Consider the following 22,647-nt stretch of genomic DNA (forward strand, 5'->3'; position numbering starts at 1 on the left):
GAGTGATTTAAAACACAATGCCACGCTGGTCGCACGTGGCTCCGGCCACGGCGCCGTGACACCCCGTCCGGGACCAGGCGTGAAGCAGGGAGCGGGGGCGCCCGTCCGCTCCGGCAACCCGCCAGCGCTTTCGACAACAAGGATGTGCGCACATGATTCGTTTCTACTTCCACCCGACGCCCAACCCCGCGAAGATTTCGTTGTTCCTGGAGGAAGCCGGCCTGCCGTACGAGGTCATACCGGTCGATACGAAGAAGGGCCAGCAGCATGATCCGGCTTTCCGCCAGGTCAACCCGAACGGCAAGGTGCCGGCGATCGTGGATACGGACGGCCCTGGCGGGCAGCCGGCGGCGGTGTTCGATTCCACCGCCATCCTGATGTACCTGGCCGAGAAAACCGGCCGCTACCAGGGCCAGCCCAAGGACCGCCCGGAACTGCTGTCCTGGCTACTGTTCCTGGCGACGGGGCTGGGCCCGTTCTCCGGGCAGGCCGTGCACTTCCAGCATGCGGCGCCGGCCGGGCTGGACTATGCCGTGAACCGCTACCGCCGCGAGGCGGAGCGTCACTACCAGGTGCTGGAAGACCGCCTGGCGGGGCGCCAGTTCCTGGTGGGCGAGGAATACACGATCGCCGACATGTCCGCCTGGGGCTGGCTGGACCGGGCGCATATGGTGATGAAGGGCGCCGCGGATCCCTTGGGCGCCTACCCGAATATCAAGCGCTGGTTCCACGCCATCGACGCGCGCCCGGCTGTGGCGCGCGCCCGCAAGGTCGGCACAAACATCGAGTTCAAGCGGGACAACGACGAGGAGGCGCAGCGCGCCTTGTTTCCGTCGAACTTCCCGCCGGCCGCATGAACGGGCGGGTGCAGGGCTGACTTATCCATGTGAGGTGCAGGAACATGAACGTACAGGGAAAGCGCGTCCTGGTCACCGGTGGCTCGAGCGGCATCGGGCTGGCCACGGCCACGGAACTGGTTCGAAAGGGGGCGCGGGTTTTTGTCGTGGGGCGGCGCGCCGCGGTCGTGCGTGAAGCCACCGGGACCCTGCGCGCCGAGGGCGGCCAGGCGGATGGCATCGATGCGGACGTCTCGACGCCCGCGGGACGCGAGCGCGCGCTGGCCGCGGCGCTGGCCTGGCTGGGCGGACTGGATATCCTCATCAACAATGCCGGCGGCGTGCGCGCGGGGCGGCTGGAGGACACCGCGGAAGGCGACATCCTGAAGATGGTGGACGTCAATCTGCTGGCGCCCATCCTGCTGACCCGGGCGGCGCTGCCGAGCCTGCGCGCCAGCGGCGACGGCGTGGTGGTGAACGTCGCCTCCGGCATCGCGCTTGTCGGCGTGCCGTTCTACACCACCTATGCTGCCGTCAAGGCGGGGATATCGCACTTCGGCGAGGCGCTGCGGCGCGAGCTGAAGGGCGAAGGCATCCATGTGATGACCGCCTATCCGGGCGCGACGGATACGCCGATGATGCAGTCCTCGCGCGCGGGGCCGGACCTGGGTTTTGTCCGCGAGCCGGCCGCCGCCGTGGCCGAGGCCATCGTGGCCGGTATCGAAAGCGGCGCGCTGCAGGTCATCCGGGGTGGCGAGGTGCGAGCGGCCATGATTGCCCAGAACCGGGCGGATCCTGCGTCGCTGGACGAGCGGTTCGCAGGGCTCAAGCCCAGGCTGGCCGAGGCGGTTAAGGACCATTCCGCGCTGTGACGACAACCGGGAGGCGATCATGAACTTGGCGAAGGCTATCGTCTTCGATCTGTACGGGACGCTGTTCGACGTGCATACGGTCGCGCGGCGCTGCGACGGGTACTATCCCGGGCGCGGCCTGGACATGAGCGTGATGTGGCGGCAGAAGCAGTTGGAATACACCTGGCTGCGCACATTGATGGGACAGTACATCCCGTTCGAGGACGCCACGCGCGATGCGCTGGTCTATACCTGCGAGCGCCTGGGCTTGCCGCTGAGCGAGGCGGACCGCGCAACGCTGTGCGAGGCATACCTGGAGCTGGCGCCTTATCCGGAGGTGCCGGCGGCGCTGCGACGGCTGCAGGCGACGGGACTGCCGCTGGCCATCCTGTCGAACGGTTCGGCCTTTTCCATCGGCCGCGTCGTCGACGGGGCAGGGCTGCGCCCGCACTTTTCGCATTTGCTCAGCGTGGAAAGCGTCGGCGTGTTCAAGCCGCATGGCGAGGTTTACGAACTGGCGTGCCGGACCCTGGCGCTGCCTGCGCGGCAGATCCTGTTCGTGTCCTCGAATGCCTGGGACGCCGCAGGCGCGGCTCACTTCGGATTCAAGGTCTGTTGGGTGAATCGCAACGACAGCCCTTTCGATGAATTGGGCACAAGGCCGCTCATGATGATCAAGCAGCTGGACGAGTTGCCCGCGTTGCTGGGCGGCTGACTGCGATCGGCGGCGCCGGGAAGCCGTGCCGGTCGCGGCGTGCCCGCATGCGCCGCGCGTCGCGGCTGGACCGCGGCCGCGACGCCGGCGGGCGTATCAAGATGCCGGCGTTGCGGTCAGCAATGCCGCCAGCGCGGCGATATGGCGGTCATTGGTCCCGCAGCAGCCGCCCAGCACGCGCAGGCCGTGGTCGCGGCGCAAGGCCGTCATCTGCCGCGCGAACGACTCGCAATCCCCTTCGTCCAGCCGGCCCAGCTTGTCCAGCTGATCCGGTGGCAAGGTCGATGCGTTGGCCTTGATGCCGGCGACGCGGTCCGGCAAGGCGCCGGCCGGGCCCCTCGCGGCAATTGCCTGAACGCGCGAGGGGTGCACGCAGCCGACCATGACGTGCAGCGGCTGCGGCGCCACCGCTGCGTCGACGGCGGCGATGGCATCGGTCAAGGTCGTGCCGTCGGGCAGGCGGCCGTCCTCCCCCAGCACGGGTGCGAGGACGTAAGGCAGGCCGGTAGACGCCATGGCCTGGGCCACGCCGAGCAATTCCGAGGCGCAGGCAAAGGTGGGGGCATACAGCAGGTCGACGCCGCACGCGGCCAGCACCTCGGCCTGGCGGGCGTGATACGCCCGGGCTTCGGCGGCGCCCGGTGCGCCGGCGGGATCGTAGCCATCGCGGCGCGGGCCGATCACGCCGGCGATGTAGACGCGGTCCTGCAGCCCGGCCTGCGCGCGCAGGTCGTCGAGCAGGCGTACCGCTTCGCGGTTTACCCGCGCAAGGTCGTCGGGCGCGTCGTAACCCAGCCGCGCCAGGCAGTCCGGATGTGCGCGCCAGGTCGGCGTGCCGATCTGCATCGGCAGGCCGCTATCCGCGGTGACCCGCAGGTAGCTGCGATAGATGCGTTCCAGCGCCCCGCGGTCGTCGCGGAAAAGCGGCAGGAACGAGGCGAACTCCGGCAGGTCTGCGCCGAACTCATAGATCAGCCGCGTTTCGATGCCGCCGTCGGCAAGCATGGGACGGCCGGACACGGAGGCCTGGGCGTAAGGGATGCGGGTCATGGCGCCACCAGAGAAGCCGCTGAGGCCGCAATCATAACGCCGGCCGCATGCGCGTCCGTCACGCCGGATAGCTGCGCTCCCATGCTTCCACTTCGGCCAGGCCCAGGTACTCGTTGTATTCCGCCGCGCTCAGCATCCGTTCGCGCATGGCGGCAGTGTTGCCGTCGTCCCGCAGATGGGCCAGTGCCTCGCGCATGGCGTGGCCCAGCGCATTGCGCAGCAGCGCGGGATAGATTGCCAGGGCGATGCCGAGGTTCTGCAGGTCCGCGGGGCGCAGGTTCGCCAGTGGCCCGCCGGAGTCGAGGTTGAAAATGCAGGGCACGCCGGCGCGCTCGGTGACCGCCCGGATGTCCTCCAGGATACGTACATGGGCCTTGAGTTCGACGAAAACGGCGTCCGCGCCCGCGCGCGCGAAAGCCTGCGCCCGCCGTATCGCTTCGTCCAGCCCGAGCGAGGCGGCGCAGTCCGTGCGGGCGATGACCAGCAGGCCGGTGGCGCGGTCGCGCGCGGCCGCGGCGGCGGCGATGCGCGTCACCGCCACGTCGAAGGGCAGCACGTCGCGCGCGCCGGGGAATTGGGCGCAGCGCTTGGGCGATTGCTGGTCTTCGATGTGTATGGCGGCGACACCGGCGGCCTCGAACTCCTCCACCGTGCGGCGGATGCCGACGGCGGCGCCATAGCCTGTGTCCGCGTCGCATATCAGCGGCAGGTCCACGCACGCCGCCACCCGCCGGGCGTGGCTGGTGATCATGGTCAAGTCGACCAGTCCCACGTCGGGCTTTCCAAGCAGGCTCGCCGATACGCCGTTGCCCGTCATATATACGGCCTGGAAGCCTGCGTGCTGCACCATGCGCGCGCCATACGCGTCATATACGCCGGGCGCTATAAGCGTCTGCGCGGTGCGCCCGGCCTGGGACAGCCGCTCGCGCAGCGCCAGGCGCAGGCGGGCGGCTTTGCCGGGGTGTGCGGGGCCCGCCGGGGCTATCGCGGCGCTCATGCGGAAATCCTCCAGCCGGGATGCTTGCGCAGGAAGGGAATCAACCCGCCTTCCTGCAGGATGGCGCGGATCTGCGGCGGCAGCGCACGCAGGGCCTGTTGCATACCGCTGCGCGGCGCCAGCAACCGCCCTTGCGCCAGGTCGATGGTGATCTCGTCGCCGTCGGCCAGGCCGGCGGTTTCGCACTCCAGCACCAGAAGCCCATTGTTGATCGCATTGCGAAAGAACTGCCTGCCGAACGAGGGCGCGACGATGGCGGCCACGCCCAGCCGGTGCAGGATGTGGACGGCCTGTTCACGCGAAGAGTTGATGCCGAAATGACGCCCGGCGGCGATGATGCCGCCCGGACGGAAGCGGCCGGCGAAGCCTGGCGACAGGCCATCGAAGGCCTGCGCGGCGATCTGCGCTTCATCCTTGCCGGGCAGGTATTTGCCCGAGCAGTGGAGGTCGGTGTTGACGTCGTCGCCCAGTAGATGGACCGGACCGCTGATGATGTCCCGCATGGTTTCAGGCATGGGCAGGCCTCCATTCGCCGCCGTCGACCGTGCGCGGGTCGGTGATATAGCCGGTAAGCGCCGAGGCCGCCACCGTGGCGGCCGAGCCCAGCCAGATTTCCGCATCGTGATTGCCCAGGCGCCCCTGGAAGTTGCGGTTCGCGCTGGAGATCGCGACTTCACGGTCGCCCGGAATCAGGTGATTGGTGATGCCGACGCAGGTACCGCAGCCGGCCGCTTCGAACGATGCGCCCGCTTCGGTCAGGATTTCGATCAGGCCTTCGCGAGCGGCGGCCAGGTAGATCTTGCGCGAGGCCGGGGTCACGATCATGCGTACGCCGCGCGCCAGTTTGCGGCCTTTCAAAATGGCGGCAGCCTGGCGGATATCGTCCAGGCGGCCGTTGGTGCAGGTGCCGATGAGGGCGAAGTGGACTTTCTGCCGGTCTATCTCGGTCACGGGCACGACATCGTCGACCTCGTGCTTGCGCGCGACCTGGGGCGCCAGCGCCGATGCGTCGATGGACAGCCGGTGCGCGTAGCGGGCGTCGGCGTCGGCGGATACGGGGCGCGGCGTGCGGGCGCCATGGGCGGCCAGCCAGGCGATGACCTTGTCGTCGGCCTCCAGCAAGGCTGCCTTGGCGCCGAGTTCCGCGGCGTGGTTGGCCAGCGTCATGCGGTCGTCCACCTCCATCGCGCCGACGGCGGAGCCGACGTATTCGATGGCGTGGTAGTTCAGGCCTTCGGCGCCGAACCGGCCCAGCATGTGCAAGGTGACGTCCTTGGCCCAGACGCCCGGCTGCAGGCGCCCCTGCAGTTCGATGCGGGCGCTCTGCGGCACGCGCAGCCACACCTTGCCCGTTGCCATCACGGCGGTGACGTCGGTGCCTTCCACGCCCGTGCCGAAGGCATTGAAGGCGCCGTAGGTGACCGAATGCGTATCGGTGCCCACGACGAGGTCGCCGCAGGTCAGGTGTCCGCCTTCGGGCAGGACCTGATGGCAGATGCCGTCGCCGATGTCGTACAGCGGGCTGCCGTGTTCGTCCGCGAAGCGCCGCATCGCGGTATGGGTCTGGGCCGCGGCAAGGTTGGGGGGCGGCGAATAGTGGTCCAGCACCCAGGCCGTGCGGGGCGCGAAGGGCAGGCTGGTCGCCGCCATTTTGTCGACCATGCGGATGGCATTGGGGGCGCGGGCATCGTGGACCATGGCGAAGTCCACGTCGGCGATCACGATGTCCCCGGCGCGGACTTCGTCCAGCCCCGCGTGCCGGGCAAGAATTTTTTCAGCGATGGTGGATGGCATGGTGCGCGTCAGGCGTAGGAGTAGGTTTCATATGGCGTTGAGTTGGATTTTCTGCACCAGCGCGCCCCATTTGCGGCTTTCGTCGCGGATATAGGCGGCTGTTTCGGCGGGCGTGGTGGGCGCGGGGTCCAGCCCCAGCTTGCGCAGCTTGGCGGCCACTTCGGGGTCCTTCAGGGTGGCCACGATGGCGGCGTTCAGGGTGCGGACGACATCGGAGGGCGTGTTGTCGGGCGCCATGAAGGCATACCAGTTGTTGGCCTCGAAACCCGGATAGCCGGATTCGGCGATGGTGGGCACATTGGGCAGCACGTCGAGCCGCGTCAGTCCGGTGGTCGCGATGGCGCGCAGTTTTCCGGTGTTGATGAACTGCACCGCGTCGGTGGGGCTGGCGAAGATGGAGCCCAGCGTCCCACCCAGCAAGTCATTCATGGCGGGCGCGCCGCCGCGGTAGGCCACATGCTGGTTATGCAGGCCGGCGACCGACTTCAGCAGCTCGCCGGCCAGATGGCCGCTGCTGCCGATGCCCGACGAGCCGAATGAAAGATTGGATTGCGGACTGCGTGCCGCTTCGACGTACTCGGCGAAGCTGTGGATCTTGCTGTTGGCGTTGACGACGAGCACATTGGAAAAGGACACGGCGAGCGAGATGGCTTCCATGTCGGTGGCGGGATCGTAGGACAGCTTGCTCAGATGCTGGTTGACGGCGAGCGATCCGATGGTGCCCAGCATGATGGTGTAGCCGTCCGGCGCCGCTTTCACCAGCGCGTCGGAGGCGATGTTGCCGCCGGCGCCCGGCCTGTTGTCGATGATGATGTTCTGGTTCAGCGCCTTGCTCAGCGCCGGCGCCATCAGGCGCGCCACGGTATCGGAACTGCCGCCGGCGGCGAACCCGACCAGCAAGCGGATGGGGCGGTTGGGGTAGGGCGCGTCCGCGGCCTGGGCGGCAACGGTGCTCGCCAGAGTGAAAACGCATGCCGCGGCGACCGCGTACGCGGCGTGGCGCAGGGAAGAAAGGCTCAAGGGGGTGTCTCCTGTCGTTCCTGGTCTGTATGCCAGTCAGGCTGCTTCATGCAAAAGCGGTGCCAGTTTTCGACGGGTGGTGCTACATAGGGAGGCGGAGCGCGCCGGCTATTTGTCAGGCGTGCAGTCGTTCCATGGGTGAAAATGCAGTGTTTCAACTTTGTGGCGCATCATGACACACCCAGCGTCTCCTCCCTTCCACGCGCGGGCCGGTGGCACCGCGCCGGCGGGCACGCCTCGCCTGCCAGTCATCCAGGCGGTGACCGGGTATGGGCTGTTCGAAAGTTTCCAGTCTGTCGCACCCGAGTTCTCCGGCCGCGCCCGGGTCGAACTGCTCCATGACGCCTTCGAGTCGGCCGTCGAAGCCTTGCAGCAGGCGATTGCCCAGGGCCGCTGCGACGTCGTCGTGGCCTCCGGCAGCAATGGCGCTTTCCTGCGCGCCAGGCTGCCCGTGCCCGTGGTACTGGTGCAGGTCGGCGGCTACGACCTGATGGCGGCGCTGGCGCGCGCCCGCGCCTCGTCCCGGCGCATCGCCGTCGTGCTGCACCAGGACGTCTCCCCCGCCTTGCGCCGCTTCATCCAGGTTTTCGGCATGGACGTGGACTTGCGCGCCTACGAAACACCCGACGATGCACAGCAATGCGTGCAGGCGCTGACCCGGGACGGCATCGAGGCGGTGGTGGGGGCCGGCATGATCGCCGACTACGCCAGGAAGGCGGGCCTGACGGCGGTGCTGCTTTACTCGCTGGATTCCGTGCGCGCCGCCATGGAGACTGCGTTGGCCATTGCCCTGGCGCAACATGAGGAGCGCGCCCGCCGCGATCGCCTCGATCTGGTGCTGCGGCACCTGAACGACGGGGTCATCGCGGTGGACATGCAGGGGCGGGTGACGACGATCAACCCCGCCGCTGCCCGCATTATCGGGACGACGGCGGGGCGGGCAGTGGGACAGCCGCTGGCCGACGCCGCGCCCGAGCTGCAACCCGGGCCTGTCCTGGCGCGCGGCGCGGCGGAGCTGGGCCGCATCGAAGACCTGCGCGGCCAGTCGCTGGTCGTCGATACGGTGCCGCTGTACGAGGCGGGCTCGCAGACCGGCGCGGTGCTGACGCTGCATCCCTCCCAGCCGCTGGAACATGCCGTCGGCCGCCTGCGGGCCCATGGGCACCGGCGATCGCGTTCGGCGCGCTACACCCTCAATGGCCTGGTGGCCGTGTCGGCGCCGATGCGCGAACTGGTGCATCGCTGCGAGGTGCTGGCGCGCAACAGCGACGCCTCCGTGTTGATTCAGGGTGAAAGCGGTTCCGGCAAGGAGGTGGTGGCGCAAGGCATACACCGCGCCAGCAGACGCCATGCGCGGCCGTTCGTGGCCATCAATTGCGGCGCCTTTCCGGAGCAATTGCTGGAAAGCGAGCTGTTCGGCTACGAGGAAGGCGCCTTCACCGGGGCGCGACGCCAGGGCAAGGCCGGCCTGTTCGAGGCGGCCGACGGCGGCACGCTGCTGCTGGACGAGGTCGGGGAAATGCCCCTGCCGCTGCAAACCCGCCTGCTGCGCGCCCTGCAGGAAAAGGAAATCACCCGGGTCGGCGGGATCGACGCGATCCCGGTGGACGTGCGCATCATCGCGGCGACGCATCGCGACCTGGCGGCCATGGCCCGCCAGGGGGCATTCCGGCACGACCTGTTCTATCGGCTGCATATCCTGCATGTGCGCGTCCCACCGCTGCGCGAGCGCCCGGAGGACATCGCGGCGCTGGCCGCGGAGCTGTTCCCCGCGGCCTTGGAGCGACTGGGCGCGGCGGCGCTGGCCGGCGCCGCCCTGGCGGGGGCCCTGCCGCTGCTGATGGACCATCCCTGGCCCGGCAACGTGCGGGAGCTGGAGAACGTCATCGAACGGATATCGCTGGAATGCCTGCTGGCCGGCGCCGTGCCGCAGCCAGCAGTGCTGCGCGCGGTCATCGACCCGTCCGGTGCGTATGCCATTGTCGATGCGCAGCGCATGCCCGGCGCCGATACGGCGGCCACCCCGGCACACCTGGGCGCGCTGCAGCGCGCTGCGGAAGTGCGGCACATCCGCGAGGCGCTGCACGCGCATGGCGGCAACCAGGCCGCCGCCGCGCGCGCGCTGGGCATCAGCCGCACCACCTTGTGGCGCAAGCTGAAGGCCGGCGACCCGGCGGCGTGAGGGGGCGCCGGCGCCGTGGTCTGCCTTGGGGTCTGCCTTGAGGTCTGCCTTGAGGTCTGCGTAAGAGCCGTGAGTTGCGGCTGTGACGTGTGGCCGTAACTTGTGGCCGTGACTTATGGCTGACTAATGGCTGACTCATGGCCGTGACATGTGGGCCCGACTTGTTGCCGAAGGGGCCCCTGGCCGTTGACGGCGCCGCCTACCATTTCCGTCCAAGTATCACGTTTCTTTTAACTTCACGTGAGGACTTGGCGAACGAGGTCCGTCCACAATGCCGCCCAGCGAATGAACTTTTCCTGGAGGGGCAATGTCGACAATCGCCAAGCTGTCCAGCCCATCACCGGCCAGGCCGGTGATCCAGCCGGGCTGGCTGCGCGCCACGCACTGGCTTAACGTGCTGGCCGTCATCATCATGGTCATGAGCGGCTGGCGCGTCTATAACGCCTCCCCCTTGTTCGCGTTCCGCTTTCCGGACGCGTACACCCTGGGTGGATGGCTGGGGGGCGCGCTGCAATGGCATTTCGCCGGGATGTGGCTGCTGGCTGTCAATGGCCTGTTGTACCTGGGGGCCAATCTGGCCAGCGGCAGGATGGCGCGCCGCTTTTTCCCGCTGTCGCCGCGAGGCGTGCTGCGCGACGGCATCGAGGCGGTGCGCGGCAAGCTGTCGCATGCGGATCCGCGCCACTACAACCAGGTCCAGCGCGCCGCCTACCTCTTCGTGATCCTGGATCTCGCAGCCCTCGTGGTGTCCGGGCTGGCCATCTGGAAGCCGGTGCAATTCGGCGTGCTCAGCGCGCTGCTCGGAGGCTATGAGTTCGGACGCCGTATCCATTTCGTCGCGATGTCGCTGCTGGTGGCGTTCATCGTCGTGCATGTCGTGATGGTGGCGCTGGTGCCCCGCACGCTGCGCACCATGGTCACCGGCCGCTAAGGGGATGGCCATGGTATTCAAGCGCGGCATCGACACGTCGGTCGACGGTGAAGGGGTATTGAAAGAGGCGCGGAAGATCCTGGCATCGAGGGTCGCCGAGCCGACCCGACGCGCCTTCCTGACCCGTGGGCTTACGCTGGGCGGCCTGGCGATGCTGTCCGGTTGTTCGCTGGACGACAACGAAAGCGTGGGCAAGGCATTGACGGCCATATCGCGCTGGAACGACCGCGTGCAGGGAGCCATATTCGAGCCCACCTCGATGGCGCCGACCTACCCGGAATCGATGATCACCCGGCCCTTTCCCTTCAATGCCTTCTACGACATCGACCAGGCTCCCACCGTGCACGAGGCGGACTATCGCCTTGAAGTCACGGGCCAGGTCGCGGACAGGAAGGCATGGCGGCTGGAGGAGTTGCGCGCGATGGCGCAGACCGACCAGATCACGCGGCATATCTGCGTCGAGGGCTGGAGCGCCATTGGCCGCTGGGGCGGCGTGCGGTTTGCCGACTTCCTGCGGCGCGTGGGCGCCGACACCTCGGCCAAATACGTCGGCTTCAAGTGCGCCGACGACTACTACACCAGTATCGATATGCCCACGGCGCTGCATCCGCAGACGCTGCTGGCCCTGACCTATGACGGGAAGACATTGCCGCGCGAATACGGCTTCCCGATGAAGCTGAGGATTCCGACCAAGCTTGGCTACAAGAACCCCAAGCATATCCAGGCCATTTTCGTGACCAACACCTTCCCGGGCGGATATTGGGAAGACCAGGGCTACAACTGGTTTGGCGGAAGTTGATTTTCACCGCGCGGACTTGCTGCGCATTCACAACCACGATGATCCACGAGGGAGTTACACCATGAAGAAGTATTCCGCTGCTGTTCTGTCGGTCTGCCTGGCGCTGGGCGCCGGTACGGCCTACGCCGCCGACGCCATGAAGCACGATTCCATGGGCAAGGGCGACGCCATGAAGCACGATTCCATGGGCAAGGGCGATGCCATGGGCAAGGGTGACGCGATGGGCAAGGGAGACGCCATGGGCAAGGGCGATGCCATGGGCAAGGGCGACGCGATGGGCAAGGGAGACGCCATGGGCAAGGGAGACGCCATGGGCAAGGGCGATGCCATGGGCAAGGATGCGATGAAGAAGTAATTTCCAGCGAGTACGGGAACGGGAGAAGGCGGCACCGGCCGCCTTTTCCTTTTTCCGTTTCATTTCTCCGGATTACTGCACCGGCGGGAAATCGAGTTCGGTGTCGTTGATCCGATTGAAGGTGTTGGTGAAAGTGATCAAGGCGATGGTCAGCGCGATATCGGCCAATTGCGCATCGGTGTAGCCCGCGGCGCGAATGGTGTCCACCTCGTTTTGCGCGATGGTGCCGCGGCTTTGCTGCAGCACGCGCACAAAGCGCACGAGCGCATCGCGCTTGGCGTCTCCGGTCGGTTCACCGGCGCGGATGCTGCGCAGCACGTCGGGAGAGAGGCCAGCGAGCTTGCCGATCATGCTGTGGGCTGCGACACAATAGTCGCAACCGCTCAATTCGCTCATCAAAAGCTTGATGGTCTCCAGGTCATGCCGGGTGAGGCTTGCCGCGCCCAGCACCGCTTCGGCGTCCAGCACGGCAGACAGCGATTGCGGCGCCAGGTAGCCCAGCGTGGCGTACAGGTTCGGCAGCTTGCCGCCCGCGCTTTTCTTGATTCTGGCGTAGAGGTCGGCGGTGGCGCCGGTGGCGGTTTCGACTGCGGGGATGGCGATGCGGCTCATGATGGATTCCTTCGGTTGAGGGTTGGATCCAGGTTTTGGATCAGGTAATGAGCCTCCACTGTAAAGTCACGGATTGAGCTTGCCGAGCCTTTATCTCCTCATTAAGATGCTCAATAGTTTCATTTGACGGGAAAGGCCATGCTGCAGCGTGACTGGCTCAGCCAACTGCTGGACATGATGACCGTGACCGGTCAGCTGGAAATCCGCTGTGCCTATGGCGCGCCGTGGCGCATCGCGCAAGGGCCATCCAGGGCGGGAGACATTCCCTACCACGTTGTCCTCTCCGGCACTGCCGTCCTGGAGGATCCGCGGGACGGCAGCACTCGCCAGCTGGGCGCCGGCGATATCCTGCTGTTGCCGCACGGGTCGCCGCATCTCCTGCACGACGGCAGCGGCCGCCGGCCGTCGCCCGCGCGCGACAGGGCAGGGGCCTGCCTGACCGTGAGCGAGAACGCCGGCAAGGGCGCGCGCCTGGATATGCTGTGCGGAAGGATCTTCGTCGCGCCGCCTAACGATCGCCTGGTCCGCGATTACCTGCCCGCCAGCCTGGTGGTGCCGGCGGCCATGCCTGGACAGGCGGGCGCGAGCCTGCCACCGGCGCACCTGTCGGCGCTGGTCGGGCTCATGCAGGCGGAGGCGCATGCGGACACGGTGGGCGGCTACGCGATGTTGAACGCCTTATCGTGTGCGCTGTTCACGCTGGTATTGCGGGCAGCCAGCGAAGCGGCCCCGCCGATGGGCCTGTTGGCCCTGGCCGGGCAACCCAGGCTGGCGCCCGCTTTGTCCGCCATGTTCGCCGACCCCGCGAAGCCGTGGACCTTGCCGGAGTTGGCCGGTCTGTGCAGCATGTCGCGCGCGACCTTCATGCGGCGCTTCCAGGACAAGCTGGGCCGCTCCGCCTACGATCTGCTGACCGATATCCGCATGAGCCGCGCGGCGGAGGCCTTGAAGAACCCGGCCATCAGCACGGAAGCCGTCGCCGCATTCGTCGGCTACCAGTCCGTGGCGGCGTTCAGGCGCGCCTTCGCCGGGCGGATGGGAATGACGCCCGGCCAGTGGCGGCGCGGGGTCAGCCCTCCGCCGGCTGTCCCCAGCCTTGCGGCAGCCCTTGCGTAAGGGTGGCAACGAACTCGGCGGTCCGGGGCTGGCGCGGGCGCGTAAAGATGTCCTGGGCGGCGCCGGCTTCGACGACCTCGCCGTTCTCGAGGAACACTACATGGTGGGCGATGCTGGCCGCCAGCCGCAGATCGTGCGTGGCCATCAGCATGGTCATGCCTTCGCGCGCGAGCTGGCTCAGTACGTCCACCACTTCGGCCGCCAGGCCGGGGTCGAGAGCGGAAGTCGGCTCGTCGCACAGCATGACCCGCGGCGAGGGCGCCAGGGCGCGTGCGATGGCGACGCGTTGCTGCTGCCCGCCCGACAGCGTGATGGGCCAGGCGTCGGCTTTTTCGAGCATGCCTACCTTGGCAAGCAGCTCGCGCGCGCGCTCGGCCGCGCGTGCCTGCGGCCATCGCTGGACCGTGACCAGGCCTTCCATCACGTTCTCGAGGACGTTGCGGTGGGGGAAAAGCTGGAAATTCTGGAACACCATGCCGGTCTGCCGGCGCACGCTCTGGATGGCCGCGGTGGACGTGCGCGCGCCGGCCTTGAACGAGACGCGCGCGTCGCCCAATTCCAGCTCGCCGGATTCCGGGATCTCCAGCAGATTCACGCAACGCAGCAGCGTGCTCTTGCCGCTGCCGGAAGGTCCGATCAGCGCCGTGACGCTGCCTTCAGGCACGGCAAGGTCCACGCCCTTGAGGACGTGCAGCGCGCCGAAATGTTTATGGATGCCAGCCAGCCGGATCATTGCTGCTTCCCGGCGAAGAGGGCGTGCTTGCCAAAACGCTTTTCCAGCCGCACCTGGGCCGACGAAAGCACCGTGCTGAAGACCAGATAGATCAGCGCCGCTTCGGTGTACAGGATGAGCGGCTCGTAAGTCACGGCGGCGATGCGTTGGGCGGCCTGGAAAATCTCGGGCACCGTCAGCACGGCGGCGAGCGAGGTGTCCTTGACCAGGGCAATGAAGGAGTTCGACAAGGGCGGCACCGATACGCGCGCCGCCTGGGGCAGGATGGTGCGCCGTATCGCCTGCCAGCGCGTCATGCTGAGCGAATACGCCGCTTCCCACTGCCCCTTGGGGATCGATTCGATGGCGCCCCGGATGACCTCGGAGTTATAGGCGCCGACGTTCAGCGTGAAGCCGATGAGCGCGGCCGGCAGCGGGTCGAGCACGATGCCGATACTAGGCAGCCCGTAGAAAATGACGAACAGCTGCACCAGCAGCGGTGTGCCGCGGATCAGCCATACGTAGAAGCGGACGACGGCCACGGCGGGCCGGGGGCCGAACAGCCGTACCAGCGCGACCACGAAGGCCAGCAGCAGGCCGGCGGCGAAGGAGATAAGCGTCAGCGGGACGGTGAAGACCAGCCCCGCACGAAGCAGGGGCCAGAATGAGTCGAGCATCAGCTGCAGCCAGGCCGGCACGGCGTCGCTTCCTTGGTGCCAGGGCAGGGTCAGCGCGGGGACGCGGAGATATCCGTACCGAAGTACTTCTCCGAGATTTTCTTGTACGTGCCGTCCGCCTTCATGTCGGTCAGCGCCTTGTTGATCGCGGCGACCAGGTCAGGATTGCCCTTGCGAAGCAGCACCCCCGACTCGCTGAATTCGGCGCTCTTGTCGCTGGCGGCGATCCGCACCTTGGCGTCCGGCTTGTGCTTCTTGAAATCGAGGAAGGACAGGTTGTCGTTGATCGTCGCATCGACGCGTCCCGACAGCAGCAGGTCGATGGCTTCGTTGAAACCCTGCACGCCCACCACCTGGGCGCCATGCTGCTGCGCCAGCTTGCCGAAATTGCTCGTCAGCGTGTTGGCGGATCGCTTGCCTTTCAAGTCGGCGAACGACTTGATTGCGGTGTTGTCGTTGCGGACGATCAATACCGCTTGCGATGCGATATAGGGCTCGGAGAAATCGTATTTGGCCTTGCGCGCGTCGGTGATGCCGACCTGGTTGATCACGGCGTCATAGCGGCCCGCGTCCAGTCCGGCGATCAGGCCGTCCCACTTGCCTTCAACGAAGTTGGGCTTGACGCCCAGCCGCTTGGCGATCTCGCGGCCGATGTCGACATCGAAGCCGGTCAGGCCGGACGCGTCGTGATAGCTGAACGGGGCATAGGTACCTTCGGTGCCTATCCGCATGACGCCGGCCGATTTGATCTGCGCCAGGTCGGACTGGGCATGAGCGGCCGAGAGGCCGGCACACAGCAGCAGCGCGCCCAGCATGATCGAGGTTATCCGTTTCATCTCGTGCTCCACATACGGTATCAAAAGGGGGACGGGTAGGACTCATCCGACGTGCACTGTATCAGGGCGCCTATTTTTCCACAAAGCATATGGCGGCGTAACAATATTCCAAGCGGTAATAAACAAAGCGCGAGGCGGCGATCCCTCGATGTCCGAGTCGAGAGCCGGCCAGCTTGCCGCCCGAAAGCGATCGCCGGCACGACTCCTCTTCGGATGGCGGCATTCGGACAATGTCGAATCAATGGCGATCACTGTAAGCTCGCGGTCAGCTGGTGGCCCGGCCTGCGTCCTTGCAATGCGCGGCCCCCATGCTTCCCGGTTCCCTTATCCCCCGTCAACTGCCTTTGCTCTGGAGGTTTCTTTCATGCGCTGTCTGAATCTATCCCGCGTCGTATTGGGCGCGGTCCTGCTGCCGGTGGCCGCCGTGGCCGATCCGGTGAAGTACGAACTGGATCCCGATCACACCTTTCCCAGCTTCGAGGCGGACCATTTCGGCGGCGCGTCCATCTGGCGCGGCAAGTTCAACAAGACGCAGGGTACGGTGGTGCTGGACGCGCAGGCCGGCAGCGGGACGGTGGACGTGACGATCGACCTCGCCTCGGTGAACACCGGTCACGCCAAGCTCGACGAGAACCTCCGGTCGGAGAAGTTTTTCGACATCGCGCGATATCCCACGGCGACCTACAAGGGCAACCAGGTGCGGTTCAAAGAGGGCAAGCCGGTGGAAGTCGACGGCACCTTCACGCTGCATGGCGTATCCCGTCCGCTAACCCTGCGGCTGCTTTCCTTCAAGTGCTATCAGAATCCCATGCTGAAGAAGGAGGTGTGCGGGACGGAAGCCACGGCCACCTTCGATCGCAGCGATTTCGGGGTTGCGGCCGGCAAGGAATACGGATTCGATATGAAGACCGTCCTGCACATTCAGGCGGAAGGCGTGCGCCAGTAGCGCGGAGGTGTCGCCCGAGGTAGGGCGCGGGTCCTGCGCTTATACTGCGGCCCAGTCCGTTATCAGGAAGCTCCATCGCCCAGATGGGGCTTTTTGTTTTCCCGCCGTGGGACCGCACGGCGTAACGGACGCCGTTCGCTGACTCGCCGTTTCCGCCTTCGATGACCCCGCGTCTACGCATTTCGCCACACTCGTTCGCCTTCATCCTTTTTTGCGGCGCGCTGGCGGCGTTCGCCTCGTTGTCCATCGACGTCGGTTTGCCGGCTTTTGGGGCCGTGGCCCGCGACCTGGGTACCGGCCCGGCCCGCGTGGCGATGAGCCTTAGCATTTTTTTCGTCGGCTTCGCCATCGCGCCGCTGGTGTACGGTCCGCTCTCGGACCGCTGGGGACGCCGGCCGTTATTGCTGTTCGGCTGCGCCCTTTATACGCTCGGCGGCGCCGGATGCACGTTCTCCGGCTCCATCTCCACCTTCCTGCTTTGGCGCCTGGTCCAAGGCGCCGGCGCGGGAGCGGGGTCGGTGCTGGCCATGAGCCTGGTGCGGGACCATTTCGAGGGCGCGCGCGTGCGTCAACTGCTGTCGCACATCGCCGTCATACGCGTCATCGCGCCCATGGTGGCGCCGTCGGTGGGCGCCTTCCTGCTGGACATCGGCAACTGGCGCTGGATCTACGCCATGATGACCGTGGCCGGCATGGTGATGCTGGCCGTGGTGTGGCTGGGCCTGGAAGAATCCGCGCCGCGCCTGCGGCATCCCGTGGGGCAGCGGCCGCCGCCCGCGCCGGTGGCACGCGCCTACCTGGCCTTGTTGCGCAAGCCGGCGTGCCTGGCCTACATGATGATCTGCGCGCTGGGCTTCGGCAGCCATTTCGCCTACGTGACGGGCTCTTCGCTGGTGCTCATGGAGGTGCTGGGGATGTCCCCGCGGTCGTTCGGCCTGCTGTTCGGCCTGGGCGCCTGCGGCATCATGCTGGCATCCTACCTGAGCGGCAGGATGGCGGGGTATGTCTCCGGCGACCGGCTGATCCAGGTGGGCTTGAGCATCGCCTTGTGCTCGGCGCTGGTCATGCTGGTGCTTACGCTGGCGCATGCCGTCACGGCGTGGAACCTGGCGCCGTTCTTCATCGTTAATGCGTTCTGTTATGGGCTTATCACGCCGAGCACCCAGCAAGGGGCCTTGCAGCCGCTGCGCGAGATGGCCGGCGCGGCCGCCGCCATGATGAACGCCTTGATGATGGGCATCGGCGCCTTTGCCAGCGCGCTGGTCAGCCGCCTGTTCCCCGCCAGCGGCGTGCTGGCCGTCACGGGCAGCATGGCGGTCTTCTGCGCGCTGGCGCTGGCGGTGTTCCTGGCCATGCGGCGTTTCGCGGGTGGCCCGCCCGCCTTGTAGCGGCGGGCGGGTCCGGCTGCGGCTACCGTGGCCATTGCGCCTGCTCCGCCTGCTTCCACTACCTCGCCTACTGCGCCGTCAAGCCCAGGCGCTCGACCAGTGCGTCCACGCGGCGTTCCAGTTCCGGCGCGGCGGGCACCATGGGCAGGCGGTGCTCGTTGCGTTCGAGCAGGCCGAGCCGCTTCATCAGGTACTTCAGCGGTATGGGATTCGTATCCCAGAAGACCATCTTCATCAACTCGAACAGCTTGAAGTGCAGCGCGCGGGCGGCTTCCAGCTGGCCGGCGCGCACCAGGTTGCAAAGCTGGGCGACGTCGCGCGGTACGACGTTGGCGACGGCGTTCATGGTGCCCCCCGCGCCCAGGCACATCATGGGAAAGGTGAACTCCTCCAGTCCCACGAAGACCCGGAAGGCCGGACCGAACCGGTGCAGCATCTCGGTGACGAAGGAGTGGTCGTCCACGGCATGCTTGATGCCGACGAAGTGGGGCAGGGCCCCGGCGATCTCCTCGAGTGTCGCCATGTCCGTGCGGAAGGCCGTGCGCCCCGGGATGTGATACATCATCAGCGGGATGTCGACGCGGCGGCCGATATCGATGAAGTAGGCGGCGACGCCCCGTTGCGGCGGACGGATGTAGTAGGGCGTGACCACCAGCAGCGCATCGGCGCCCGCGCGCGCCGCATGTTCGGTCAAGGCCACCGTTTCCGCGTGCGATTGCGATCCGGATGCGGCGACCACCTGCAGGCGGCCGCGCGCCGCCTGGACCGCGACACTGACCGCGCGGTTGCGTTCCTCGATGGTCAGCGTCGACGGTTCGGAGGTGGTCCCATTGATCAGCACGCCGTGCGTGCCGTTGCGGGCCTGGAAGTCGATCAGGTCGGCCAGGCGGTCGTAGTCGACCTGTCCGTTCTTGAAGGGCGTGACGATGGGCGGGATGGACCCGCGCAGCACATCGTCCTGAATCTCGATCATGGTTTGCTCCCGGGGACTCAGGCCGCCTTGCGGTTGGTGATGAAGCCTTCCTGCTTGCCCAGCACGGCCGCGGGATGGTGCAGGTCCTCCTGCCAGAGCAGCGACTCCATGTAGATGTTCAGCGGCTGGTCCTGTACGGTCAGTTCGTAGACGTAGTCGTCATAGGAGGCATGGTTATGAACGGCCCAGCCCGGCGCCGAAAGCATCAGGTCGCCGGCCTTCCATTCATAGCGGTTGCCCGCCACGCTGCTGTAGCCACTGCCTGAAAAGTAATAGTTGATCGCCGCCGACACATGCCGGTGCGGGCGGTCGATGATCTTCGGCGGCCGGATCGTCATGGTGGCGAAGAAGTTCGGGGTAATGCCATTGAAGCGGCCGGTCGCCGGGTTGTAGTACATGTACAGGCGGCGGCCGATGTATTCCTTGCCCAGCGCTTCCAGCTTGTCCAGCTGCGGCTTCACCTTGTCCCAGGCGAAGTGCAGGGCGCGCGATTCCACCGCGGTGGGATTGATCAGCGTCTCGTACGGCATCAGGAGTCCGCCGTCGTCGGTAATCGGGAACATGCCGAAAGGATTGCGGCGGCGCGGATCGTCCTGCGCCTCGCGCGTGGCGGCAGGCCTGGTCTCGCCCGGCGCGGCCGTGTCCGTCACATAGACGTCCATGAACTGCAGCAGGGGGACGTTGGAGTAGGTCAGCCGTACTTGCAGGTCCTTGCCGTCGTTGTGGTGGCTGTAGTGCGCGTAGCTGGGATGGTTCCAGACGTCGTACTGGCGGAAGGCGATGCGCTGGCCGCCGACTTCGCAGACGCCTTGCCCGCGTATGCAGAAGTTGACCTCGGTGGCGTTGTGGCGGAACGGCTCGGTGCGCTCGCCCGGTTTGAGCACGGACAGGCGCACCTGGATGCCGGGGGCCATGCCCGGCGCGAAGTCGCGTGCCGAAGGGTGCACGATCAGGGACTCGCGCCGGCCCGACGAGGGCAGGGGAGACGATGCCAGTCGTTCGACTTCGGCGTCGATTTCTTCCTTCGTCACGACGATGGGCGCCCATTGCGTGTTGGTGGACCCGGGCGGCAAGCCGCCACAGTCGACGAAGTTGCCATTGACGCGGGCAAAGTCGCGGTGAAATTCGCTCATGATGTCAGTCTCCGGTGTCGTTCCTGAAGTGTCATATCTCGGCGGTGATCGGCCGTCGCGCGTGTCGTCATGCGACGACCGGCGCGTCGAAAAACCGTGGCTTGCTCTTGACGGGCGCCGGCATGGCGCGTCCGACGCCCTGGCTGCGGGCGCGGGCCAGCAGCTCGACGCCCAGCGCCAGGTCGGACACGCCCATGCCCATGGCCTTGAACAGCGTTACGTCGGCCGACGCCGGCCGGCGCGCCCGCGCCTCGATACGTTGCGACAGGGTCTGCACGGCGTGCCACGACTCGCCGTAGCGGGTGCGGAATTCGCGCGACAGGTTGCGTACGCTGGACAGGTCGTCGACCGCGACGACGTCCACGCGGTCGAACACGTCCTGGCGGAACTCCTCGCGGTCCGGCGCGATGGCGCCGATGGCGTTCACATGGCAGCCGTGGGCCAGCATGCCCGCGTCCAGGAAAGGCTCGCGCGCGCGCGTCGCCAGGGTGACGACGTCCGCGCCCTGGCAGGCGGCGGCCATGCTGGCGCAGGGCCGGACCTGCAGCTTGCGGCCGGCGAACTCCTGCGAGATGCGTTGGGCGAAGGCCTCGCGCGAGGCGGCGGTCGGGCTGTATACCCGCACTTCGCGTATGTCGCGCACCGCAAGTACCGCCGCCACCTGCGACAGGGCCTGCTTGCCGGTACCCGCCATCGCCAGGACCTGCGCATCCGGCCGCGCCAGCCAGTCCGTGGCCACGCCCGTGGTGCCGCCCGTGCGCAGATTGCCCAGCGCGAAGGCCTCGATGACGGCCGCCAACTGGCCGTCGGCGGCATTCCAGAGCAAGAGCAGGGGACACGTTCCGCCCTCCGTATGCGCCCAGGTCTTGGTGCCGACGTAGTCGCCCAGGCGGGCGCCCAGCGCGTGCAGGTTGCCGCCGCCGAACTGCAGCATGGTCTTCGGCATGCTTTCGGCCTGGCCCTGTGCCTGCCAGTGCAGGCCCTGTTCCAGCGCCGGGATGGCCTGCGCCAGCGTGAGGAGGGCGGTGACCTGCGCCTCGGTGATCCAGATGGGGTCTGCAGTCATCATGGTTCCTGTCGTTGCGAACCCCGCGCGCCGCCCGGCGCGGCCTGCGGGGTTCCGAAGCCGTCGTCCCATATGGAGGGAACGGGCGGAGTAAGCCGGAAGGTGTTCACGACCAGGGCGTGCGTGACGTAGCGGCCGACCAGCAGGGCGACGGCGACGGCCTGCGCCGCAGGCAATCGCGCAGCCAGGTCGTCGAATTGCGCCTGGGCCTGCAAGCCACGGCTGTCCAGGGCGGCGATGACGTAGCGTTGGATCGCCTGTTCCGCCTGGGACAAGCGCGGCGCGTCATCGGGGGCCAGCCGCTCGACCTCGCGTATCCAGTCGTGGTCCAGGCCCAGCCGCACGCACAGGCGTTCATGCTGGTTGCGCTCGTACGCGTTCTCCATCAGCGTCGCGGTGGTCAGGACCGCGACCTCGGCCAGGTTATCCGGCAAGGCCTGCTTGAGCGCATCGGTAAAGCGCATGAAGGCAAGCAGTACGTCCGGCGCGTGGCCGGCCACCTGGAACAGTTCGCCCAGGTAGCCTAGCCGGCGCACCCGCGGGCCCAGGTATTCGGCCAGGTCCGATGGCATGTCATCAAGTTGCAGGCGAGGGATCGAGGCGCTCATGGGGGTCGTCAATCCACGGTGATGCGATATTCGTCCGCCAGCTTCTTCCACTTGACCAGCTCGGTGGCGATCTGCTGCTGCAGTTGCGGGCCATCCATGGCCAGCGGCACGAACAGCCGGGCGCTCAATGCATCCTGCGTTTCCTTGCTGCGCGCCAGCGCCAGGAACTCCTTGCGCAGTTTGTCGACGATGGGCTGCGGCGTCTTGGCGCTGACGAAAAAGCCAAGCCATACCGCGAAGTCGTAGTCCTGGAAGCCCGGCAGTTCGGCCAGGGCCGGTACTTCAGGGTGGAAGGGCACGCGGTTTTTCGTCGCCACGGCCAGGAGGCGGATCTTGCCGCTCTTGAGTTGCGGGCTGAGGTTGGATATGGCGTTGAACATGACGGGGACCTGGCCGCCCAGGCCGTCGCTGAGCGCCGGCGCGCATCCCTTGTAGGGCACATGGACCATGTCGATCCCGGCGCGATGCGCGAACTCCACGCCGGCGAAGTGCTGCGCGGTGCCGGTGCCGCAGGAGGAAAAGCTGAGCGTGCCTGGGTGCGCCTTGCCGTAGGCGATGAGTTCCTGCACGGTATTGACCGGCAGCTTGGTGTTGACCGCCAGGGCGACGGGCGTCTCCGCAATGGCGGCGATGGGCGTCAGGTCTTTCTGCAGGTCGAAGTTCTGCTTGACGCCCAGTGCGGCGTTCACCGTCATGGTGTTGTTGCCGATCAGGATCACCTCGCCCGTGGGCGCGGAGCGCACCACATATTCGCTGGCGATATTGCCGGAAGCGCCGGCGCGGTTTTCCACGATGAAGGTCTGCTGGAAGAGCTCGCCCAGCTTGGGCGCAAGCATGCGGCCGATGACATCGGTACTGCCGCCAGGGGGAAAGGCCGATACCAGCGTGACGGGGTGTTCGGGGTACGCGGCCTGGCTCGCGCCGGCCAGCGCGATCGACAGGCCTAGGCCGGCGGCCCAGCGCCGGAGCAATGTGGTCGGGTGGACGCGAACGGTGGACATGTGTGTCTCCAAGGCTTTTTTGGTTTTATGGAACGCGATGTCATCGTAG

At 67.0% G+C, this 22,647-nt stretch carries 24 protein-coding genes; 10 read left to right on the top strand and 14 right to left on the bottom strand.

The annotated features are described in order from the left end of the window. Window positions 1-152 precede the first annotated feature (152 nt). The 3 genes from BAU07_RS06610 to BAU07_RS06620 are packed head-to-tail and all read left to right on the top strand — an operon-like array spanning window position 153 to window position 2,402. Entirely contained in the window at window positions 153-857 is a 705-nt protein-coding gene (locus BAU07_RS06610) for a glutathione S-transferase family protein (RefSeq protein WP_066655178.1), read from the top strand. A 44-nt stretch (window positions 858-901) separates the two neighbouring features. Beyond that, on the top strand, window positions 902-1,708 hold the full coding sequence (locus BAU07_RS06615) for an SDR family NAD(P)-dependent oxidoreductase (protein ID WP_066655181.1): 807 nt from the start codon (window positions 902-904) through the stop codon (window positions 1,706-1,708). 19 nt (window positions 1,709-1,727) lie between these two features. Next, a complete protein-coding gene (locus BAU07_RS06620; RefSeq protein WP_066655184.1) occupies window positions 1,728-2,402 on the top strand; it encodes a haloacid dehalogenase type II in 675 nt (224 codons plus the stop codon). A gap of 96 nt (window positions 2,403-2,498) precedes the next feature. On the opposite strand, the gene BAU07_RS06625 is transcribed toward BAU07_RS06620, so the two are convergent. The 5 genes from BAU07_RS06625 to BAU07_RS06645 are packed head-to-tail and all read right to left on the bottom strand — an operon-like array spanning window position 2,499 to window position 7,263. Further along, window positions 2,499-3,452: a homocysteine S-methyltransferase family protein gene (locus BAU07_RS06625; RefSeq protein WP_066655185.1), complete on the bottom strand. Its 954-nt coding sequence runs from the start codon at window positions 3,450-3,452 to the stop codon at window positions 2,499-2,501. A 58-nt stretch (window positions 3,453-3,510) separates the two neighbouring features. Beyond that, window positions 3,511-4,449 carry an isocitrate lyase/PEP mutase family protein gene (locus tag BAU07_RS06630; RefSeq protein ID WP_066655186.1) on the bottom strand — a complete coding sequence of 313 codons (939 nt, stop codon included), beginning with the start codon at window positions 4,447-4,449 and terminating at the stop codon, window positions 3,511-3,513. Then, window positions 4,446-4,964, bottom strand: a complete 519-nt coding sequence (locus tag BAU07_RS06635) for a LeuD/DmdB family oxidoreductase small subunit (RefSeq protein WP_198168879.1) — start codon at window positions 4,962-4,964, stop codon at window positions 4,446-4,448. Before BAU07_RS06635 ends, BAU07_RS06630 begins: the two co-directional genes overlap by 4 nt. Then, the gene (locus tag BAU07_RS06640; protein WP_066655189.1) at window positions 4,957-6,243 is read right to left on the bottom strand and encodes a 3-isopropylmalate dehydratase large subunit; all 1,287 of its coding nucleotides are present in this window, start codon (window positions 6,241-6,243) and stop codon (window positions 4,957-4,959) included. The genes BAU07_RS06635 and BAU07_RS06640 overlap by 8 nt, the downstream gene beginning before the upstream one ends. A gap of 27 nt (window positions 6,244-6,270) precedes the next feature. Beyond that, the gene (locus tag BAU07_RS06645; RefSeq protein ID WP_066655191.1) at window positions 6,271-7,263 is read right to left on the bottom strand and encodes a Bug family tripartite tricarboxylate transporter substrate binding protein; all 993 of its coding nucleotides are present in this window, start codon (window positions 7,261-7,263) and stop codon (window positions 6,271-6,273) included. A gap of 172 nt (window positions 7,264-7,435) precedes the next feature. Here BAU07_RS06645 and prpR point away from each other — a divergent pair, with 172 nt between their 5' ends. From prpR to BAU07_RS06665, 4 genes are all read left to right on the top strand, one after another. Beyond that, window positions 7,436-9,445: a propionate catabolism operon regulatory protein PrpR gene (gene prpR / locus BAU07_RS06650; RefSeq protein ID WP_084025443.1), complete on the top strand. Its 2,010-nt coding sequence runs from the start codon at window positions 7,436-7,438 to the stop codon at window positions 9,443-9,445. 307 nt (window positions 9,446-9,752) lie between these two features. After that, window positions 9,753-10,376 carry a cytochrome b/b6 domain-containing protein gene (locus tag BAU07_RS06655; protein ID WP_066655193.1) on the top strand — a complete coding sequence of 208 codons (624 nt, stop codon included), beginning with the start codon at window positions 9,753-9,755 and terminating at the stop codon, window positions 10,374-10,376. 10 nt (window positions 10,377-10,386) lie between these two features. Further along, window positions 10,387-11,175, top strand: coding sequence for a molybdopterin-dependent oxidoreductase (locus tag BAU07_RS06660; protein ID WP_066664963.1), 789 nt, complete (start codon window positions 10,387-10,389; stop codon window positions 11,173-11,175). 61 nt (window positions 11,176-11,236) lie between these two features. Then, entirely contained in the window at window positions 11,237-11,530 is a 294-nt protein-coding gene (locus tag BAU07_RS06665) for a pentapeptide MXKDX repeat protein (protein ID WP_066655194.1), read from the top strand. A gap of 72 nt (window positions 11,531-11,602) precedes the next feature. On the opposite strand, the gene BAU07_RS06670 is transcribed toward BAU07_RS06665, so the two are convergent. Continuing rightward, complete coding sequence (locus BAU07_RS06670; RefSeq protein ID WP_066655195.1) at window positions 11,603-12,142, bottom strand: carboxymuconolactone decarboxylase family protein; 540 nt, start codon at window positions 12,140-12,142, stop codon at window positions 11,603-11,605. Between the two features lie 138 nt (window positions 12,143-12,280). On the opposite strand from BAU07_RS06670, the gene BAU07_RS06675 reads away from it, so the two are divergent. Further along, window positions 12,281-13,258 carry an AraC family transcriptional regulator gene (locus BAU07_RS06675; RefSeq protein ID WP_066655199.1) on the top strand — a complete coding sequence of 326 codons (978 nt, stop codon included), beginning with the start codon at window positions 12,281-12,283 and terminating at the stop codon, window positions 13,256-13,258. Here BAU07_RS06675 and BAU07_RS06680 read toward each other — a convergent pair. From BAU07_RS06680 to BAU07_RS06690, 3 genes are read right to left on the bottom strand one after another with little or no spacing between them, the layout of a single operon-like run. After that, on the bottom strand, window positions 13,212-13,991 hold the full coding sequence (locus tag BAU07_RS06680) for an amino acid ABC transporter ATP-binding protein (protein WP_066655201.1): 780 nt from the start codon (window positions 13,989-13,991) through the stop codon (window positions 13,212-13,214). The genes BAU07_RS06675 and BAU07_RS06680 overlap by 47 nt on opposite strands. Further along, complete coding sequence (locus BAU07_RS06685) at window positions 13,988-14,668, bottom strand: amino acid ABC transporter permease (protein ID WP_066655206.1); 681 nt, start codon at window positions 14,666-14,668, stop codon at window positions 13,988-13,990. Before BAU07_RS06685 ends, BAU07_RS06680 begins: the two co-directional genes overlap by 4 nt. Window positions 14,669-14,697: 29 nt before the next feature. Further along, window positions 14,698-15,462, bottom strand: a complete 765-nt coding sequence (locus tag BAU07_RS06690) for an amino acid ABC transporter substrate-binding protein (protein ID WP_232338321.1) — start codon at window positions 15,460-15,462, stop codon at window positions 14,698-14,700. A gap of 385 nt (window positions 15,463-15,847) precedes the next feature. On the opposite strand from BAU07_RS06690, the gene BAU07_RS06695 reads away from it, so the two are divergent. After that, window positions 15,848-16,429: a YceI family protein gene (locus BAU07_RS06695; protein WP_066655209.1), complete on the top strand. Its 582-nt coding sequence runs from the start codon at window positions 15,848-15,850 to the stop codon at window positions 16,427-16,429. 161 nt (window positions 16,430-16,590) lie between these two features. Beyond that, entirely contained in the window at window positions 16,591-17,817 is a 1,227-nt protein-coding gene (locus BAU07_RS06700) for a multidrug effflux MFS transporter (protein ID WP_066655211.1), read from the top strand. A 67-nt stretch (window positions 17,818-17,884) separates the two neighbouring features. Here the strand turns inward: BAU07_RS06700 and dapA are convergent, their stop codons facing one another. The 5 genes from dapA to BAU07_RS06725 all read right to left on the bottom strand — a co-directional run bounded on the left by dapA (window position 17,885) and on the right by BAU07_RS06725 (window position 22,598). Next, window positions 17,885-18,790: a 4-hydroxy-tetrahydrodipicolinate synthase gene (gene dapA, locus BAU07_RS06705; protein WP_084025445.1), complete on the bottom strand. Its 906-nt coding sequence runs from the start codon at window positions 18,788-18,790 to the stop codon at window positions 17,885-17,887. A 17-nt stretch (window positions 18,791-18,807) separates the two neighbouring features. Next, a complete protein-coding gene (locus tag BAU07_RS06710; protein ID WP_066655213.1) occupies window positions 18,808-19,923 on the bottom strand; it encodes a cupin domain-containing protein in 1,116 nt (371 codons plus the stop codon). 67 nt (window positions 19,924-19,990) lie between these two features. Beyond that, complete coding sequence (locus BAU07_RS06715; RefSeq protein WP_066655214.1) at window positions 19,991-20,992, bottom strand: ornithine cyclodeaminase family protein; 1,002 nt, start codon at window positions 20,990-20,992, stop codon at window positions 19,991-19,993. Beyond that, window positions 20,989-21,597 (bottom strand): carboxymuconolactone decarboxylase family protein, encoded by a 609-nt coding sequence (locus BAU07_RS06720; protein WP_066655215.1) that lies wholly within the window; start codon window positions 21,595-21,597, stop codon window positions 20,989-20,991. Before BAU07_RS06720 ends, BAU07_RS06715 begins: the two co-directional genes overlap by 4 nt. Window positions 21,598-21,605: 8 nt before the next feature. Further along, window positions 21,606-22,598, bottom strand: coding sequence for a Bug family tripartite tricarboxylate transporter substrate binding protein (locus tag BAU07_RS06725; RefSeq protein WP_066655217.1), 993 nt, complete (start codon window positions 22,596-22,598; stop codon window positions 21,606-21,608). Window positions 22,599-22,647 lie beyond the last annotated feature (49 nt).

This window comes from Bordetella flabilis, assembly GCF_001676725.1.
Classification (GTDB): domain Bacteria; phylum Pseudomonadota; class Gammaproteobacteria; order Burkholderiales; family Burkholderiaceae_B; genus Bordetella_C; species Bordetella_C flabilis.

Excerpts from the sequence above, each read along its gene's own strand:
- BAU07_RS06610 (WP_066655178.1), top strand. The coding sequence starts at position 153 with ATGATTCGTTTCTACTTCCACCCGACGCCCAACCCCGCGAAGATTTCG.
- BAU07_RS06615 (WP_066655181.1), top strand. The coding sequence starts at position 902 with ATGAACGTACAGGGAAAGCGCGTCCTGGTCACCGGTGGCTCGAGCGGC.
- BAU07_RS06620 (WP_066655184.1), top strand. The coding sequence starts at position 1,728 with ATGAACTTGGCGAAGGCTATCGTCTTCGATCTGTACGGGACGCTGTTC.
- BAU07_RS06625 (WP_066655185.1), bottom strand. The coding sequence starts at position 3,452 with ATGACCCGCATCCCTTACGCCCAGGCCTCCGTGTCCGGCCGTCCCATG.
- BAU07_RS06630 (WP_066655186.1), bottom strand. The coding sequence starts at position 4,449 with ATGAGCGCCGCGATAGCCCCGGCGGGCCCCGCACACCCCGGCAAAGCC.
- BAU07_RS06635 (WP_198168879.1), bottom strand. The coding sequence starts at position 4,964 with ATGCCTGAAACCATGCGGGACATCATCAGCGGTCCGGTCCATCTACTG.
- BAU07_RS06640 (WP_066655189.1), bottom strand. The coding sequence starts at position 6,243 with ATGCCATCCACCATCGCTGAAAAAATTCTTGCCCGGCACGCGGGGCTG.
- prpR (WP_084025443.1), top strand. The coding sequence starts at position 7,436 with ATGACACACCCAGCGTCTCCTCCCTTCCACGCGCGGGCCGGTGGCACC.
- BAU07_RS06655 (WP_066655193.1), top strand. The coding sequence starts at position 9,753 with ATGTCGACAATCGCCAAGCTGTCCAGCCCATCACCGGCCAGGCCGGTG.
- BAU07_RS06660 (WP_066664963.1), top strand. The coding sequence starts at position 10,387 with ATGGTATTCAAGCGCGGCATCGACACGTCGGTCGACGGTGAAGGGGTA.
- BAU07_RS06665 (WP_066655194.1), top strand. The coding sequence starts at position 11,237 with ATGAAGAAGTATTCCGCTGCTGTTCTGTCGGTCTGCCTGGCGCTGGGC.
- BAU07_RS06670 (WP_066655195.1), bottom strand. The coding sequence starts at position 12,142 with ATGAGCCGCATCGCCATCCCCGCAGTCGAAACCGCCACCGGCGCCACC.
- BAU07_RS06675 (WP_066655199.1), top strand. The coding sequence starts at position 12,281 with ATGCTGCAGCGTGACTGGCTCAGCCAACTGCTGGACATGATGACCGTG.
- BAU07_RS06680 (WP_066655201.1), bottom strand. The coding sequence starts at position 13,991 with ATGATCCGGCTGGCTGGCATCCATAAACATTTCGGCGCGCTGCACGTC.
- BAU07_RS06690 (WP_232338321.1), bottom strand. The coding sequence starts at position 15,462 with ATGCTGGGCGCGCTGCTGCTGTGTGCCGGCCTCTCGGCCGCTCATGCC.
- BAU07_RS06695 (WP_066655209.1), top strand. The coding sequence starts at position 15,848 with ATGCGCTGTCTGAATCTATCCCGCGTCGTATTGGGCGCGGTCCTGCTG.
- BAU07_RS06700 (WP_066655211.1), top strand. The coding sequence starts at position 16,591 with ATGACCCCGCGTCTACGCATTTCGCCACACTCGTTCGCCTTCATCCTT.
- dapA (WP_084025445.1), bottom strand. The coding sequence starts at position 18,790 with ATGATCGAGATTCAGGACGATGTGCTGCGCGGGTCCATCCCGCCCATC.
- BAU07_RS06710 (WP_066655213.1), bottom strand. The coding sequence starts at position 19,923 with ATGAGCGAATTTCACCGCGACTTTGCCCGCGTCAATGGCAACTTCGTC.
- BAU07_RS06715 (WP_066655214.1), bottom strand. The coding sequence starts at position 20,992 with ATGATGACTGCAGACCCCATCTGGATCACCGAGGCGCAGGTCACCGCC.
- BAU07_RS06720 (WP_066655215.1), bottom strand. The coding sequence starts at position 21,597 with ATGAGCGCCTCGATCCCTCGCCTGCAACTTGATGACATGCCATCGGAC.
- BAU07_RS06725 (WP_066655217.1), bottom strand. The coding sequence starts at position 22,598 with ATGTCCACCGTTCGCGTCCACCCGACCACATTGCTCCGGCGCTGGGCC.